Raw genomic sequence first — 16,467 nt, 5'->3', positions numbered from 1 at the left:
CCGCGCCCACCGCGGGCTGCGCACCGCGGGAGCGGTGGTCGCCGGGGTCACCGCGCCGGGCCGGCCGGCCGACCGGCTCGGCCTGCCACCCGGTCGCCTCCGCCGCCTACACCATCGGCGGGTCCTTCCTGCGGCTCGTGGTGGCCGCACGGCCGCCTGCACTCGCCGCCGTGCCGCGCCACCGCCTTTGGCGTGCGCCGACGTCCGGCGGGACGCGGCAGGACGAGCGGGAACCCCTCCCTGCATGAGCCCGCGACCCCGGACCGTCGGCGCGGAGGGCCGCCGATGTGCTCGGCGGTGACGGTCGACCCGGCGCCCCTCAGCCCGCGCCCGGTGCCGGCCCCGCCCCGGGCGTTCTTACCAATGGGATTGCAGGGTGTGTGACTTCAGGCGACAGCGGTGATGTACGCCAACTCGGGGTCGCCGAAGAAGCCGCGGACGATCTGCGGGAGGCGCTGCAGCCGGCGCAGGCGGGCGGTGACGACCGCCTTCATCTGCTCGGGTCCCCTCGGAGCGGCGGGGGCCACCCCGTCGTGCTTGACGTTCTTCCACACCCACTCGTCCGGATTGAGCTGCGGAGAGTAGGCCGGCAGCCGGTGCAGCCGCAGCGCTCCGTGGGTGGAGTCGACGAGGCGGTCCACCGCCTGGGCCCGGTGGGCCGGGTGGTTGTCGACGATGACGAACACCGGCCCGGCACCGGTGCGCTGGGCGTCGTGGGTCAGCCGGGTGAGGAAGGCGATGAACCCGGCGGCGGTGAGTGTGCCGGTCAGGACGGAGAACCGCAGCGCGCCCTGCGCGCTGATCGCCGAGATCATGTTCAGTCCGAACCGCGCGCCGGTGGTGTGCACCGCCGGCGTCTGGCCGACCGGGGCCCAGGTGGTGCCGGCGTGGTAGTCGCTGCGCACCCCGGCCTCGTCGACGAAGTAGACCGTCCCGCCGGCCGCCTTGGCGGCTGCGGCGATCGTCGGATAGTCGATCTCTCTCCACCGGGCCACCGCGACGGGGTCGGCCTGCTCGGCCCGGTACAGCGGCCGCTGGGCGGAGAAGCCCAGGTCGTGCAGGGTGCGCCCGACGCTGGCCACGGTGAGCTGTACGCCGAACCGGGCGGCGATCAGCTGGCGGACGACCTCGCGGGTCCACAGCGCCACCGCGAACCCGTGATCGCGGGGATCGCTCGCGGCGATCAGCCCGGCCAGCTCGCCCAGCTGCTCCTCGGCGAGTTTGCGCGGCCGCCCGGGCACCGGGCGGGCCCGCAGTGCCTCGTGGCCCTCGGTGCGCTCGGTGGCCAGCCAGGTGTAGATCGTCCGCCGATGCAGGCCCAACGCGGCCAGCCCCGCGCCGACCTGGGCCGCCGGGACGCCCCGGGCCACCTGCTCGACCGCCCGCAGCCGCAGCGCCTCCAGGGTCTGGTGGTCGAGCTTGCGGCCGTCGTCCTCCCGCATTCCTCGATCGTCCGCGCCTACTCGATCGAAATCAAGCTACTAACGATCTTCTCAGTAAAGAAGCGGCCGAAAGTATCTCGCTGAGTGACAATCCGACTGCACATCCTCTGGCTGGGGCTGCCAATATCGATCGGGATTGTGGGCGGCGTAGTCATTTGGATGGCGTGTGTCGGTGTCCCGGCTCAGTGACTTCCGCCCGCGCACTGGTCATCTTGAAGTCCCCCAGCGACGGGGCCGTGAACGGAGGTGCGCGGGCAATCGGCGAGGTGGACTATCCAAGAACGGATCGCCACTCAAGGGTCGGGCTTGCGATCAGGGCCGCATCAGGCGGCTCGTCAAACGGATTAGGCCGCCCATCCGTGGTCACGTAGATCCAGCCAGCATTGTTCCCCTTATATGACAACTCACAAATTGACTGTATGGCGCTTGCGGAGGGGGACTCATAGACGATATGCGCAAAGATGCGACGCGGCCGGGATAACACCCATGCGGGGGGATGCCAACCTTTGTATGGCGTCGCGACATCCTTCACGGCCTCCCCGCTCTCGTCCACCAGGTCAGACCTCTTTTCCCATGGACCCTCGAAGACAACGAGGACGTCCGCGACCTTCGGATCAGTCACTTGCCAAGCGGTTGCTGCGGGGATGCCTGGGTTTCCTACAACCGCAGCGAACGGCGACCTCTCTTTGACGAACGAGTAGAGCTCCCGATAGTAATCTTTATCACCGGCATCGTTGGTCATTTCGTCGAAGAAGATTCCGGCAATCGTTGGGTAAAAATCGTAGTATCGGAGGACTTCCTGTTTAACGTCTGCCAGGTCACGGTTAGTCCGATCCGTGGTGACGTAACCGATCACCGACTGCATTTTATCCTGACAGGAAGTCAATGCTGCCTGGTAGGCCGGGATCACATTTTGGCCAGGCCCGCTGTCGGGGTTCATGATCAGGACTGCGATCGCTAGTCGATTGAGGATCGCGGCGCATGTGTCCTGCCATCTCGTTCCGCTGGGAAAAAAGTATGCCGGCACAAGGAGCCGCTGATCCTCGGGTCCGAATATGGGCCATGGGGTGAAGTCAGTCATGTCTCCGGCCTCTCCACGCACTCCTGCTGAGCTGCTGCGCGGTGTCAACCGTAAGGTCCTCGGCGAGCGTCACGGGAACGTCACCAGCGCGTCACCAAGGCCTCGTGGATTTACTGAGCCTTTCCCAATAGCCGGCGGGGGGAATTACGTCGGCCCGTCGCCGGTCGACCGTGGGCGGCCCGGTTCCAAGCATCACTAATTTACGATGCCGGCGGCATCCCGCTGGCCGCGACCTTGAACGGCGGCAAGCACAACCACATCACCCTGCCGTCAGGCAGCTAGGCTAGATGCCGTGCCGCCGATCCGCGGAGGCGTCGCCGGCCACTACGACGACCACGCGAGCTCTTCGCCGGCCGCGGCTACGACCACGACTCCTACAGCTGCCAGCTGCGCGCCCCTGGCATTACCCCGCGGATCGCCCGCCGCGGCAACTTCCCGACCGTGGCAGACCTCATCGCCGGGATCGAACGCTCCATCGACGCTTGGAACGACCGCTACGAACCCGTCACCTGGATCAAGGCGCCCGACACGATCATCGCAAAGGCCACCGATCAACAGCATGACAACACACCGACAACGTCAGATACGCAGCACTAGTCCAGTGCAAGGTCACGATTGTGCGGTGTGTCTTTCGCTGCTCGGTGGCTCCCCGAGGCGTTTCCGGCGGTGGCTGCAGCTGATTCTCACGGGGAAGAGCGACGGAGCTGACTGAAACGCGCACCCTGGACGTGTACGAGCTCGCCGTTCTTGCCGAAGAGCCGCGCCGGGCGGTGGAGACTGCCGTGATCGCCCTGGCTGAGGCCGGTATGCTGCGGGTGGACCGGTCGACTGGAGGGTTGGTGCTCGTCGAGCGCCGGCCCTGTTCTGACCGGGAGGCCACGGGCTCGCGGGCGCCGTGAGAAATACCTCTCCGCGTTCAACAGACCACGCCAGAGCCCCGTATGTACCAGTGACTCGCAGAGCCGGGTCCGGCCGTCAGGTCGACATCACAAGGAGCTCGTCATGCGACTGGCCTTCCGCACCGGAGCAATCGCCACCCTGAGCATCGCCGCCATGGGCCTGGGCACCCCACCGGCGCTCGCCCACGGCGGCGAGGGCGGCAGCACCAGCGGGGGGAGCTACGGCGCCAGCTACGACCGCGGCGACGGCCGCGACGGCGTCCGCGCCGCCTCGTACATCAACCGCGACACCGGCGCGGCGACGGAGAACCCCGACGTCAACCGCGGGTCCTCCTGCGCCGACCCCGACCAGTACGACCAGCAGCGGCTCAGCGACCCCGGCACCGCGAACCGCAACGTGCACAACGACGCCTGCTTCCTCGACCGGCAGGGCCAGAAGGTGAACGGGCCGGCCTCCTTCCAGAGCTCCGGCATCGGCTTCATCAGCGCCTGCCCCGACCCCGACGGCGCGGGACCGGAGTACTCCCGGCTCAGCGACACCAACCGCGACGGCCGCAACGACCTGTGCTTCCAGTCCAGCTACCAGAGGACCGGCGCGGCGGGTGACCGCGAGTTCCACGCCCGAATGAACAACACCAGCACGGCGGGCACCCAGTACGTCGTCTGGTGCGCCGATGCCGACGCCAACGGCTGCCGCGACGAGTGGGTGAAGGACAACATCACGATCAGGTGGACCAACGGCTGAGCCGACGGTGACCGCGGGGGGCGGCCCCGCCCGCTGACACCCGTCGAGGTCGACGGCCTCGCCGCCGGCTCCGACGATCGGGCGGAGCCCCGGGCCACCAGACCCGGGGCTCCACCCAGTCGCGGCATCCACCCGCGCGGTCTTTCGCATCGCCATGCCGATGAACCGCCTAACGATCATTAACGGCGGGACTTCAGTGCCCGGGTGACGTCCTGCTGACAGTCGGCGCAGCGCGCGCTATGCCGGTGACATGCGGCATTCCCAGGGTGGCGGGCTGACCGCCGAGGAGTGCGCCCGGCGGGAACAAGTGCGGCTGGCGGCCGCGGAGTGATCGAGGAGGGCGCCAGCGACCGTGAGGTGGCCGAGCGCTTCCGGGTGACGCGGATGTCGGTCAACCGGTGGCGCCGCGCGCTGGCCGAAGGCGGTCGACCGGCGCTGGCCTCCAAGGGCCCGGGCGGGGCCCGCTGCCGGCTTACCCCGGCGCAGCTGGAGGAGCTGCAGGTGCTGCTGGAGGCCGGCCCGGCCGCCTGGGACTGGGCCGATCAGTGCTGGACGCTGGCGCGCATCGCCGCGGTCGTGCGTGAGCGGTTCGGCGTGGACTACACCCTGCCCGGGGTCGACCTGCTGCTGCACCGCATCGGGTGGAGCGTGCAGGTGCCCGCCCGGCGCGCGGTCGAGCGGGATGAGGAGCAGATCGCCGCCTGGCGGGAGGAGACCTGGCCGCAGATAAAAGGACCGCGGCGGACCTGGGCGCCTGGCTGGTCTTCGAAGACGAGTCCGGCCAGGGGCTCAGGCCGCCCACGGGTCGTACCTGGGGCCGGCGGGGGCGTACCCCGGTGGTGCGGGTGACCGCGGCGATCAGCCCCCGAGTGTCAGTGGCCGCGCTGCTGGCCACCCGGCCCGGGCACCGGCCGCGGCTGATCTACCGCACCCACCGCGGCCGGCGCGGCAGCCGGCGCAAGGGGTTCACCGAGGCCGACTACGCCCGCCTGCTCGACGCCGCCCATCAGCAGCTGGGCGGGCCGATCGTGGGAGTCTGGGACAACCTGAGCACCCACGCCAGCAAGGCCATGGCCGAACTGATCGCCGCCCGGCCGTGGCTGACGGTCTACCGGCTGCCGCCCTACGCCCACGAGCTCAACCCCGTCGAGCCGGTGTGGTCGCACCTGAAGCGGTCGCTGGCCAACCCGACCAAGCACACCATCACCGAGCTCACGGCGCTGGTGAAGACGCGGCTGAGACGGAGCTCGGTGCACGGAGGGTGGAGCCCCAACCGCCGCCGCAAGCGCACGGCCGGCTTGGCAGGCGCCAGCCTGCTCGTCTCTCCGTCGACGACTCGCGGGGCCGGCCGCGGACACCGCCCGACCGCTAGTTGCGGCGCCGCCGAAACCCCCAGACGTGCGGAGCCGTTCACGGCGGTTCGCGGAAGTACGTTTCTGCAGTTCACCCGCATACGGAACTGTGACGGACCGCAGTGATCGTCCCCGCATCAGGCACCATGGTGGTCAATACCGACGCCGCTGACCTGCGCTGACGCGACCGTCCGCCGACCGGAGAGGCACTCCTTGAGCCTGAGGCGGGCGAGGGGGTCATGCTCCGGCTCAAGACAGGGTCGGACGGGCCGGCGGGGTGACGATGTACCCCGCGACGTCACGGGGGTATCACCGACACCCGGGAGGCTCGCGGCGAAGGCCGCTTCGACCCTGTGCCGCAGCAGGTCTCGACTCGGAATCCGCTGGCGGTTCGCCGAGTCGGGCTCACCGTCGCGCCTTCGTCGGCCTTGCCGCCCAACCCTGGCACTTGTGTCTGCCACCCAATCGCTCCACCTGCGCGACGCCCTCATCGACGTGCAACCGCAACGGCTCGTGCGTTGGCCAGCGCCATCGACGAGCACCTGCTGCCGCGGGGACGCTTGCAGCGCGTCCCAGCGCGTCGCTGCGCCTTACGCAGCGGCGTCGTCCCGTGTTGCTGGGCCGCCGCCAGGATGGCCCGGGGCGGCGGCCGATGTGGCTACCCCGGCGTGTTGCGCTTCGCTCGGTGCGGCACTCCGGCCCCCTCCGGCAACCCGGGAGACCGCCGTCGCGGCCGTCGCGTCGTGGTTCGGCGGCGAGCCGACTGGTCGTCAGGCCGCGACCAGGACACGACCCGCAGCTGCCGGCGCTCCTGTCGGCTCGCATGGTGTGGCCGGTCCCCACAAGGTGGCCCTCAACCGGCGATGCGCTGACACTCCTGACACCGGTAGACCGCACGCGCGCCGACCCAGTCCATGTCGGCGATCGCTGTCACCAGCGTGCCGCAGACCGACGCCGCCAGGCCGTCCACGACCGGCCGCGACACCGCATGCGCCACGCTCACGACACCCGTCTCGTCCCGGTCGCCGACGAGGCGGTGACGCTCCACCGAGGCGACGTGCGCGCCAGTCGCATACACAGTGGCCGTCATCAAGCAAGTCTCACCCTGCCACGTGTCCTGCATATGTCGGCATCCGCGCCGATGACTTGAAGCAAGCGGTCAACTACATGGCGCTCCGTGTCGTCACGTGACCGAATCGCTGGACCATCGCGCGCCTCGGGGCCTCGACCGTCGGAGCACTGGCCACGCCAGGCGCATGAGATGACAATGGACCCACACACTGAAGCGCGGGTAGGCGCTGCTGACCGGCGCCATCGTGGCGGCGAAGTCCTCGGCGCATCGGGCGCCGATGCGCCGGCTTCCCACGAGCCGGGAGGTCGCCGCTTCCCGAGCAACGTCTGCGGCGGCCGTCGGACCGGCCGACCTTGCACGAGCACTCGCGTCATGGGCCCGATGGTCGCGGCTGCGGGCATCACCAGGTCCTGCTCGCTCCGGGACCAGTCGGGCGGATCGGGCGGCAACAGATCGTCACGGCTGTCCACGGGGATCGCCTCCCTCGGGGTCCTGCTGAGCGTGGCCGTCCAGCGCGAGCGGGGTGGCGCCCGGCTCTTTGGCGAACTGCGCACTGCATGGGAACCGGTTGGGTGCCTACCGCACCCACGCTGCCGTCCGGATGCCAGTCGCGGGCCATGATCGCAACTCGGGGCGCGTAAACAATTCCGAGCAATGACGAAACAGCGGGTACATCGCCGGGAATCACGGTGCACCTACTTTTCACCTGGCACGCAGGGACGCGCGCATTTCCCGCTCTTCCCGCCCACCCAGGAGAATCAAGATGGCTCAGAGCGAGGCGGTTCACAGCCCGCCCCCGGCCGGTCCGTCGGCCCCGGACTACGCCACCGGCCGGAACGTCGACGCCGCTACCCGGGAGACGCTGGAGGACTACACCCTCCGGTTCGCCCCCCGGCACTACCGGCGATGGGGACCAGGAGTCGTCGCCACCTCCGCCCTCGGCGGGATCGCCTACCTCGCCGACTTCGCGATCGGCGCCAACATCGGGATCGCCTACGGCACCACCAACGCCCTGTGGGGCATCGCGATCTTCGCCGTCGTCGTCCTGCTGACCGGCTTTCCGCTCGCCTACTACGCGGCCCGCTACAACCTGGACCTCGACCTCGTGACCCGCGGCAGCGGCTTCGGCTACTACGGCTCGGTCGTCACGAACGTCATCTTCGCGACGTTCACGTTCATCTTCTTCGCCCTCGAGGGCGCCATCATGGCCCAGGGGCTGGAACTCGGGCTCGGCATTCCGCTGTGGCTGGGGTATGCCCTGTCCACCCTGCTCATCTTCCCGCTGGTCATCTACGGGATGAAGGCACTGGCCACGTTGCAGGTGTGGACGACGCCGCTGTGGCTGGTGCTCATGGTGCTCCCCTTCGGCTACCTACTGATCAGCCACCCGGAGTCGGTCGGGGACTTCTTCGCCTACCAGGGCGAGGGTGGTACGGCGCCGAGCGTGGGCTCGGCGCTGCTGGCCGCCGGCGTGTGTCTGTCACTCATCGCGCAGATCGCCGAGCAGATCGACTACCTGCGGTTCATGCCACCCAAGACCGCGGCCAACCGGCGCCGGTGGTGGGCCGCCGTGCTCCTCGCCGGCCCGGGCTGGGTGCTCTTCGGTGCGGCCAAGCAGGTGATCGGTCTCTTCCTGGCGGTGTACCTGATCGCCAACGTGGCCGACTCGGCGGCGATCGCCAACCAGCCGGTGCACCAGTTCCTGGAGATCTACCAGGACCTCGTGCCGGCCTGGCTGGCGATGACCCTGGCCGTCGTCCTGGTGGTGATCAGCCAGGTGAAGATCAACGTCACCAACGCCTACTCCGGGTCGCTGGCCTGGACCAACTCCTTCACCCGGGTCACCGGGCACTACCCGGGCCGGTTGGTCTTCCTCGGTGTGAACCTGCTGATCGCGCTCCTGCTGATGGAGGCGAACATGTTCGACTTCCTCAACACGATCCTGGGCTTTTACGCCAACTGCGGCATCGCCTGGGTGGTGGTGGTGGCCAGCGACATCGCGATCAACAAGTACCTGCTGGGTATCTCCCCCAAGGAGCCGGAGTTCCGTCGCGGCATGCTCTACGCGGTCAACCCGGTCGGGTCTGGATCGATGCTCATCTCCGCCGGCGTCTCCATCCTGGTCTTCTTCGGCGGCCTCGGTGAGACCCTCCGCCCCTACTCGCCGCTGGTGGCCATCGTCCTGGCCCTTGTGCTGCCCCCGGTCTTCGCCGTGGCCACCCGTGGGCGCTGGTACCTGCGGCGCACCGACGACGGCATCGACCTCCCGATGTACGACCAGGACGGCAACCCCTCCGACCAGGTGCTCACCTGCCACGTCTGCGGCCAGGACTACGAGCGACCGGACATGGCCGCCTGTCAGGCGCACGGCGCCCACATCTGCTCGCTGTGCCTGTCGACCGACCGGACCGGCGAACACGTCCTGCTCGAGCAGCAGCCGGCGCCGGCCATCCAGCCAGCCGCGATCACCGAGCCGACCCGGTGACCTGCGGGACACCCGGTGACCGGTCGGGGCCTCGGCAGTGTGGCCGCGACACTGCGGGAAGCAGACCGCGCGACGACCTACGTGGACCCGTGGGCTGACCACGGGGCGGTCGAGGTGAGCCTCCCCATCGGCGCCCCACCCCGGACGGTGGATCTGCCCCGGACTGCAACGGTCCAACCCGACTGCGACTGCGACATCGAGCCGTCGGCCGCAGGGCCGGGCCGTCTCGACTCGGGCCCTGGGATGCCGTAGCCCGGCTTCTGATCCAGCAGTCCCGCCAGCACGGAGGCGCCGGGCCGGTTCCCCTCGACCCCGTCCACCACTGCAACGAAGGAGCTCCCGTGCCCGAGGTCATCTTCGAGGTCAACCGTGATCTGAGTGTGTCGATGCGCGACCAGGTGGTGCCCGGGCACAACCGTTGGCACCCGGACATCCCTCCGGCGGCGACGGTCAAGCCCGGCGCCTCCTACCGGATCGAGTGCAAGGACTGGACCGACGACCAGGTCCGCAACAGCGACGACGCCGATGACATCCGGGACATGAACATCGACCCCTGTCACATGCTCTCCGGCCCGTTTGCCATCGAGGGCGCCGAGCCCGGTGACCTGCTGGTCGTCGATATCGTCGGCATCGGCCCGTTCCCGGAGCAGCCCTGGGGTTACACCGGGGTCTTCGCCAAGGACAACGGTGGCGGGTTCCTCACCGACTACTCCCCCGGGGCGTCCAAGGCGATCTGGGACTTCGACGGCATCTGGACCAGCTCCCGGCACGTGCCCGGTGTCCGCTTTATCGGCAACTCCCACCCCGGCCTCTTCGGCTGCGCCCCGTCCCCAGACCTGCTCACCGAATGGAACCGCCGCGAGCAAGCCCTCATCGACGCCAATCCCGACCGAGTCACCGGGGACGCCCCCGCCCACCCCGGCGACGTCCCGGGTGCACCTCAGGTCCCCGCCCTCGCCCTCCCGCCGCTGCCCCAGGACGCACTGCTGGGCACGCTGTCCGGCAGCGCGTTCGACCAGGCCGCCGCAACGGCCTGCCGCACCATCCCGCCCCGCGAACACGGCGGGAACGTCGACATCAAGGACCTCGGTGTGGGCAGCCGGGTCTACATGCCCGTCTACGTCCCGGGCGCCAACTTCTCCATCGGCGACCTGCACTTCGCCCAGGGCGACGGCGAGATCACCTTCTGCGGCGCCATCGAGATGCCCGGCTTCATCGACCTGCACTTCGACCTGATCAAGGGCGGCATGGACCGCTACAAGCAGACGATGCCGTTCTTCAAGCCCGGCCGCGTCGGCCCGAACTACTCCGAGTTCATCACCTTCGAGGGCATCAGCGTGGAGGACGGCCGGAACTACTACATGAACGCCACCGTCGCCTACCGCCAGGCCTGCCTCAACGCCATCAACTACCTGATGCCCGCCATGGACTGGACCTTCGAACAGGCCTACCTGTTCCTCGGCGCCGCCCCCATCGAAGGCCGCATCGGCGGCGTCGTGGACATCCCCAACAGCGCCGTGTCCCTGAGCATCCCGCTGTCCATCTTCGACCGCAATATCCTCCCCAGCGGCGCCGGCGGCGGCCGTGACCTGACCGCCGACTGAACCCCCACCGGTGCGCCGCGCCCGACCGGCCCGGGGCCATCGCCCAACTCCTCCGACAGGAGCACCGTGCCGGTATACGAGTTCCGCTCCCCCCGATGTGGCCCCTTCGACCTCCAGCGCTCAATGCGTGACGAGACGCAGGCCGCTTCCAGTCCTACCTGCAGGCACGCGGCTCCACGCAGCTATGCCGTCGGTCGAGGCATAGGACTCACCGGTCCCCTGCGCGGCGACCGGCGGTCGGACCGCGACCGGGTGGACCGCGCTCGCAGTGGTGAGCCGACCGTCACCGGCGTCCCGGCGGGCAGGCAACTCCCGAGGTCAGGCGGGCACGGTCACTGACTCTGCAGTGCCGACGACTGCGGAGCGGGCGCGTCAACCGGGTCACCCACGACCAGCCGGGCCTCGGCGTCATGCGCACGGAGTGCCGCCAGATGCCCCGGCAGGTCATCGAACAGCTCTCGGATGGGGGGTGCAGGCATGATCCATCGCCTGCACACAGATCGAGCCGCTCGCTGGATCTGGAAACAGTCCCGTCCCGGGTTCCTGAGCACGAGGAGCAGGAGAAGCACGTGGCGGCGGTCACCGCCGCGCTGATCGGATCACCTGTCGTTCGAGAAGAGCCCCGCACCGCTCTCAGGAGAACGCGTACCCCATGTGCTCGTCACGACCTCCCGCGGTTGCGGGCGCACCCGTGGTTGGCAGGACGTGATGGCCAGGACAAACCCCGAGGACGCCGGGCCCTCCTCCGGCGCGCGTCCGGACAGGGACGTCGCCGTCCTCGTGAAGTGCGAACACGCGGCGATGCGTCACCAGTGTCAGGCGCCGTCGACTCGCTGACCGGCGCACAGGAGCTGACCGCAGCGTGGGCCACCCTGCGCGAGTCCCCGAGATCCACGCAAGGGCAGAGGAGGCCATCGCTTCTCCGAAGCCGACGCGAGCCGCCGACGAGCGACCGACATGTCGAGCACGCGGCACTGCGGAGGGCCCGTTAGGTCGACGAGGACCACCGGCAGGAGGAGTGCGATCCCCTGTTCGTCGTCCGGGAGAACACCGACCGGGCACGCCGGGAGGAGCTCGGCCGGGAGTGACTGGCCTTCCACGAGCAGCACCACACGTGCGGGGACCGTCCGGAGAGGATGCCCACCCGCGGCGATGTCGAGGGCCGCAGCTGAGACGTCCTCGAGACCGCCCGATGCAGCGCTCCTCGGGGGCGCACGCTCGAGCACCGGCCACGGAGGACCGGTGCCCGCACCCCGTGCAGGTCGATGCCGCGCAACACTCCTCCCGACGGCCGGCCGGCCGCGCCCGACCCACCCGCGCCCCGGTGTGCCGGGCGTCCCCTCGGTGGCGGTCACTGGTCCCGTGTCGGTCAGCGGACACCCAGCGCCCGGTCGAGATTCACCGCGGCACTGATCAGCGCGAGATGCGTGAAGGCCTGCGGGAAGTTGCCGAGTGCTTCGCCCGAGGGGCCGATCTCCTCGGCGTAGAGGCCGACGTGGTTGGCGTAGGTGAGCATCTTCTCGAACACCATGCGCGCCTCCCGCGTCCGGCCAGCCCGCGTCAGTGCCTCGACGTACCAGAACGAGCAGAGGTTGAAGGTCCCCTCGGTCCCCGTCAGCCCGTCGTGCCCCGTCGTGGCGTACCGGTGGACGAGGCTGTCGGACACCAGCTGCTCGCCGATCCGGTCCAGGGTGGACAAGAACCGCGGGTCGGTCGGACCAGAGAACTTGACCAGGGGCATGCACAGCAGCGAGGCGTCCAGCGCGTCGCTGCCGGGGTGCATCGTGTACGCCCCCAGGGCCGGGTCCCAGCACTCGTCCTGCACGAAGCGATACGCCGCGCCGGCCAGCTTGCGCCACTTCGACACGGGGGCGGGCAACCCACGGTCCCGGGCGAGACGGCCGGCTCGCTCGAAGGCGACCCAGGTCATCAGCGCCGAGTACGTGAAGCGCTGGCGCGGGCCACGGACCTCCCAGATGCCTTCGTCGGGTTCCTGCCAGTGCTCCGCCAGCCAGTCCAGCCGCTTGGACAGCCCGGTCCACAGGTCGTAGGAGATCGGGACCTCGCGGTTGTAGAGCCATACCGAGTCCATCAGTTCCCCGTAGACGTCCAGCTGCCGCTGTCCGACGGCGTTGTTGCCGATCCGGACGGGCGCCGATCCGCGGTAGCCCTCCAGATGGTCGAGAACCGTCTCGGGAAGGTGTTCCCCGCCGTCGACCCCGTACATGATCATGACGTCCCGCTCCCGGGTCGCCGTCTCGCAGCGCTGCTGGATCCAGTCCATGAACGCCGCGGCCTCTTCGAGGAAGCCCAGCGTCATCAAGGCGTACGTGGTGAACGCGGCATCCCTGAGCCAGGCGTACCGGTAGTCCCAGTTCCGGGTGCCGCCGAGTTCCTCGGGTAGCGAGGTCGTCGGCGCGGCGACCAGCGCTCCGGTGGGGTGGTAGACGAGCAACTTCAGGGTCAACGCCGAACGCTGCACGGTCTCCCGCCAGCGACCCCGGTACCGAGACTGGGCGACCCACCGCTGCCAGAACCGGGAGGTCTCCTCGAAGTGCTGCTCCGTCTGTCCGGGCTGGAGCGGCCGTACCTCGCCGCGCCACTCCAGCTCGAAGTCCACGCCCTCGCCCTCGTCGAGGACGAAGGTCGCCTCGACTCCGCCGTCGTCGTCCACCTTGAGCGGCACGGGCGTGCGCAGGACGCACGTACCGGCGGCGGACCGGAAGACCGCACCGACGCCCTCGACGACGTCGACGCTGTGTGAGACGCGGCCGTAGTCGAAGGCCGGCCGGCAGGACAGCTCGAACGTTGCCCGCCCGCGGACTGCGCTCCCGCGCCGCACTAGCAGGTCCCGTGGCACCGCCACGCTGCTGGTCTCCGGGACCATGAAGTCGACGACCTCCCCCACGGCCTCCGCCGCGAGGAAGCGGGTCAGCAGGATGTTGGTGTCGGGCAGGTACAGCTGCTTGGGCCGGACCGCTGTGCGACACGACAGCGAGAAGGACCCGCCCCGCCTCGCGTCGAGCAACGCGGCGAACAGGGAGGGAGCGTCGAACCGGCCCGGGCAGTACCAGTCGATCGTCCCGTCGGTCCCTACCAGAGCCGTCGTGCGCAGATCACCGATGATCCCGTGCTCCTCGATCGGCAGATAGCCGGTCACGGCCACGCCACCACCGCTGCGCGTCGGGCGACCGCAGGTGCCGGCCGCGCGGCTGGTCGGGACGTCGTCTCGTTCACAAGGCCCTCCGAGGGGTGCGGCGGTCGAGCAGGCCGGACGAGCGGCCATGCGCTGCCGCCCGGCCCAGCACGGACGATGGTCTTTCCGTGTGTCGCCACCCGGCCCGCGGCGTGAACTGCTGGTTACGCTGCGAACCCGTGCCAGGCCGGACGGCACCCGCGGGTGACCGCGCCCGGCTCGAGGACGTCCCGCCCGCAGGCGTCGGCGGAACGGATCGCCGTGCCCTGCTCGTCGTCCACGGCCGACACGGAGACACAGGCCGCGGGCAGACCCGGCCGGCGGGTCACCCGGACGACCGATGAGGACACCTCGACCGCAGGGCCGGCCTGCCCGATCAGAGGATGTAGAGCATCTCCTGGTAGGTCGGCAGGGGCCACACGTCGTCGGCGACCAGGCCTTCGAGCGCGTCGACCGCTGCCCGCACCGCCGCCATCGCCGGTAGCAGTGCGTCCTGCGCGTGCTGCGCCTCGTCCTGCGCGTGCTGCGCCTCGTCCATCGCCGTCGGGCCGGAGTGCTCGTCCAGTGCCGAGCGCAGGCCGGCCAGCGCCACCCGCAGCTCGGTCAGCGGACGGGTCGCCTCCTCCAGCGCTGACGTGTCGGCCCCCACGCCGGCGGCCCGGAGCGCGCCGATGTTCTGCGCGACCTCAGTCTGGTGACGCACCGCGGCGGGGAGGACGGACGTCGTCCCGATCTCCAGGGTCAGGCGCGCCTCCACGCCCACGGTCAGCGCGTAGTGCTCCAGCCCGACCTCGTACCGGCTGTGCATCTCCCGCTCGCTGAAGACCCCGTAGGTGCTGAACAGCTCCATCGCCGACTCCGAGACCAGCTCGGGGAGCGCATCCAGCGTCGTCCGCAGGTTCGGCAGCCCACGCGCGGCCGCCTCGACCTGCCAGTCCTCGGAGTAGCCGTCGCCGTTGAAGACGACGGCGCCGTGCTCGGTGATGATCTCCTCGAGGAGCTTCTGCACCGCGACGTTGAACTCGGTACCGGCGGCGACGGCGGTCTCCAGCTCCGTGGCGATGTGGTCCAGCGCCTCCGCCATGATCGTGTTGATCGTGACCATCGGGCCCGCGACCGTCTGCTGCGAGCCGGGTGCCCGGAACTCGAACCGGTTGCCGGTGAACGCGAACGGGCTCGTCCGGTTCCGGTCGCCGGGGTCGGTCGGCAGGACCGGCAGGGTGTCCACGCCGATGATCAGCGTCCCCTTCTCCTTCGACGACGTCGCCCCGCCCTTGGCCACCTGGTCGAAGACGTCGGCCAGCTGGTCCCCGAGGAAGATCGAGATGATCGCCGGGGGTGCCTCGTTGGCGCCGAGGCGGTGGTCGTTGCTCGCCGAGGCCACCGAGGCGCGGAGCAGACCGCCGTACCTGTGCACCCCGCGGATCACCGCGGCACAGAACACCAGGAACTGCGCGTTCTCGTGCGGCGTGTCCCCCGGCAGCAGCAGGTTGCCCTCCGTGGCGTTGCCGAGGGAGAAGTTGACGTGCTTGCCCGAGCCGTTGATGCCCTCGAACGGCTTCTCGTGGAAGAGGCACTCCATGCCGTGCTTGCGGGCCAGCCGCTTGAACGTCGTCATCAGCAGCTGCTGGTGGTCGGCGGCCACGTTACCGCGCTCGAACATCGGGGCGATCTCGAACTGCCCGGGCGCGACCTCGTTGTGCCGGGTCTTGGCCGGGATGCCGAGCTTGAACAGCTCCCGCTCGGTGTCCATCATGAAGCCCAGCACGCGCTCGGGGATGGCCCCGAAGTAGTGGTCGTCGAACTCCTGCCCCTTGGGTGGCTTCGCGCCGAACAGGGTGCGGCCGGCGTTGAGCAGGTCCGGCCGGGCAAGGAAGAAGTGCCGGTCGACCAGGAAGTACTCCTGTTCGGGGCCGCAGTAGGACACCACCGCGTCCGGCGCGGCGTGCCCGAACAGGCGCAACACTCGCTCGGCCTGCCTGGCCATCGACTGCTGGGAGCGCAGCAGCGGGGTCTTGTGGTCGAGAGCATCGCCGTTCATCGAGACGAAGACCGTCGGGATGCACAGGGTGTTGCCGTTGGGGCTCTCCAGCACGTAGGCCGGGCTGGTCACGTCCCAGCCGGTGTACCCGCGGGCCTCGAAGGTGTTGCGCAGCCCGCCGCTGGGAAAGCTGGAGGCGTCCGGCTCGCCCTGGGCCAGCGTCTTGCCGGCGAACTCGGCCAACGCCGATCCGTCCCCGGCCGGTTCCAGGAAGCTGTCGTGCTTCTCCGCGGTCAGCCCGGTCAGGGGATAGAAGACGTGCGCATAGTGCGTCGCCCCCTTCTCCATCGCCCAGTCCTTCATCGCCGCGGCGACGGAGTCGGCGACCAGCGGGTCCAGGCGCGCGGCGTGGTCGATGGTGGCCAGGACGGACCTGTAGACCGACTTGGGCAACCGCTTCTGCATCTCGGCCTTGCTGAAGACATTGGCGCCGAAGACCTCACCAGGGGTCTCGCCGGCGGTGAAGGTCACGGCCGGGGGCACGTAGGCTTCGACGCCCTTGATGGCCTGCGTACGGACGGCGTTCCCGCTCACGGCGGCTCCTCTGGAA

Annotated in this window: 12 protein-coding genes and 1 pseudogene; 8 read left to right on the top strand and 5 right to left on the bottom strand. The window is 69.6% G+C overall.

Translation table 11 applies throughout. The features are described 5' to 3' along the window. Nucleotides 1–386: 386 nt before the first annotated feature. Together ACWIZO_RS10330 and ACWIZO_RS10325 are read right to left on the bottom strand one after the other, a co-directional pair. Entirely contained in the window at nt 387–1,442 is a 1,056-nt protein-coding gene (locus ACWIZO_RS10330; RefSeq protein ID WP_448642370.1) for an IS630 family transposase, read from the bottom strand. 271 nt (nt 1,443–1,713) lie between these two features. Then, the gene (locus tag ACWIZO_RS10325; RefSeq protein ID WP_448642369.1) at nt 1,714–2,523 is read right to left on the bottom strand and encodes a spherulation-specific family 4 protein; all 810 of its coding nucleotides are present in this window, start codon (nt 2,521–2,523) and stop codon (nt 1,714–1,716) included. Nucleotides 2,524–2,662: 139 nt separating this feature from the next. Between ACWIZO_RS10325 and ACWIZO_RS10320 the strand changes: the two are divergent. From ACWIZO_RS10320 to ACWIZO_RS10295, 6 genes and pseudogenes are all read left to right on the top strand, one after another. Next, nucleotides 2,663–2,952: pseudogene (locus tag ACWIZO_RS10320) on the top strand (IS5/IS1182 family transposase); the annotation flags it as partial. 12 nt (nt 2,953–2,964) lie between these two features. Further along, nucleotides 2,965–3,120, top strand: coding sequence for a hypothetical protein (locus ACWIZO_RS10315; RefSeq protein WP_448643024.1), 156 nt, complete (start codon nt 2,965–2,967; stop codon nt 3,118–3,120). Nucleotides 3,121–3,251: 131 nt separating this feature from the next. Beyond that, nucleotides 3,252–3,422, top strand: coding sequence for a hypothetical protein (locus ACWIZO_RS10310; RefSeq protein WP_448642368.1), 171 nt, complete (start codon nt 3,252–3,254; stop codon nt 3,420–3,422). A 103-nt stretch (nt 3,423–3,525) separates the two neighbouring features. After that, on the top strand, nt 3,526–4,167 hold the full coding sequence (locus tag ACWIZO_RS10305) for a hypothetical protein (protein ID WP_448642367.1): 642 nt from the start codon (nt 3,526–3,528) through the stop codon (nt 4,165–4,167). A 327-nt stretch (nt 4,168–4,494) separates the two neighbouring features. After that, nucleotides 4,495–5,016, top strand: a complete 522-nt coding sequence (locus ACWIZO_RS10300) for a winged helix-turn-helix domain-containing protein (protein WP_448642366.1) — start codon at nt 4,495–4,497, stop codon at nt 5,014–5,016. Beyond that, on the top strand, nt 4,914–5,645 hold the full coding sequence (locus ACWIZO_RS10295; RefSeq protein WP_448642937.1) for a transposase: 732 nt from the start codon (nt 4,914–4,916) through the stop codon (nt 5,643–5,645). Before ACWIZO_RS10300 ends, ACWIZO_RS10295 begins: the two co-directional genes overlap by 103 nt. A 727-nt stretch (nt 5,646–6,372) precedes the next feature. Here ACWIZO_RS10295 and ACWIZO_RS10290 read toward each other — a convergent pair. Then, nucleotides 6,373–6,609 carry a hypothetical protein gene (locus ACWIZO_RS10290; protein WP_448642365.1) on the bottom strand — a complete coding sequence of 79 codons (237 nt, stop codon included), beginning with the start codon at nt 6,607–6,609 and terminating at the stop codon, nt 6,373–6,375. Between the two features lie 745 nt (nt 6,610–7,354). On the opposite strand from ACWIZO_RS10290, the gene ACWIZO_RS10285 reads away from it, so the two are divergent. Together ACWIZO_RS10285 and fmdA are read left to right on the top strand one after the other, a co-directional pair. Then, nucleotides 7,355–9,076 carry a purine-cytosine permease family protein gene (locus ACWIZO_RS10285; protein WP_448642364.1) on the top strand — a complete coding sequence of 574 codons (1,722 nt, stop codon included), beginning with the start codon at nt 7,355–7,357 and terminating at the stop codon, nt 9,074–9,076. 341 nt (nt 9,077–9,417) lie between these two features. Next, nucleotides 9,418–10,680, top strand: coding sequence for a formamidase (gene fmdA / locus ACWIZO_RS10280; RefSeq protein ID WP_448642363.1), 1,263 nt, complete (start codon nt 9,418–9,420; stop codon nt 10,678–10,680). Nucleotides 10,681–12,049: 1,369 nt separating this feature from the next. On the opposite strand, the gene ACWIZO_RS10275 is transcribed toward fmdA, so the two are convergent. Further along, a complete protein-coding gene (locus ACWIZO_RS10275) occupies nt 12,050–13,966 on the bottom strand; it encodes a glycoside hydrolase family 15 protein (protein ID WP_448642362.1) in 1,917 nt (638 codons plus the stop codon). A 286-nt stretch (nt 13,967–14,252) separates the two neighbouring features. Next, nucleotides 14,253–16,451, bottom strand: coding sequence for a glutamine synthetase III family protein (locus ACWIZO_RS10270; RefSeq protein ID WP_448642361.1), 2,199 nt, complete (start codon nt 16,449–16,451; stop codon nt 14,253–14,255). Nucleotides 16,452–16,467 lie beyond the last annotated feature (16 nt).

The sequence above is a fragment of the Geodermatophilus sp. URMC 63 genome (genome assembly GCF_053502565.1).
The sequence above is the reverse complement of the archived record's forward strand: the minus strand, read 5'-3'. Positions and strand labels throughout refer to the sequence as shown.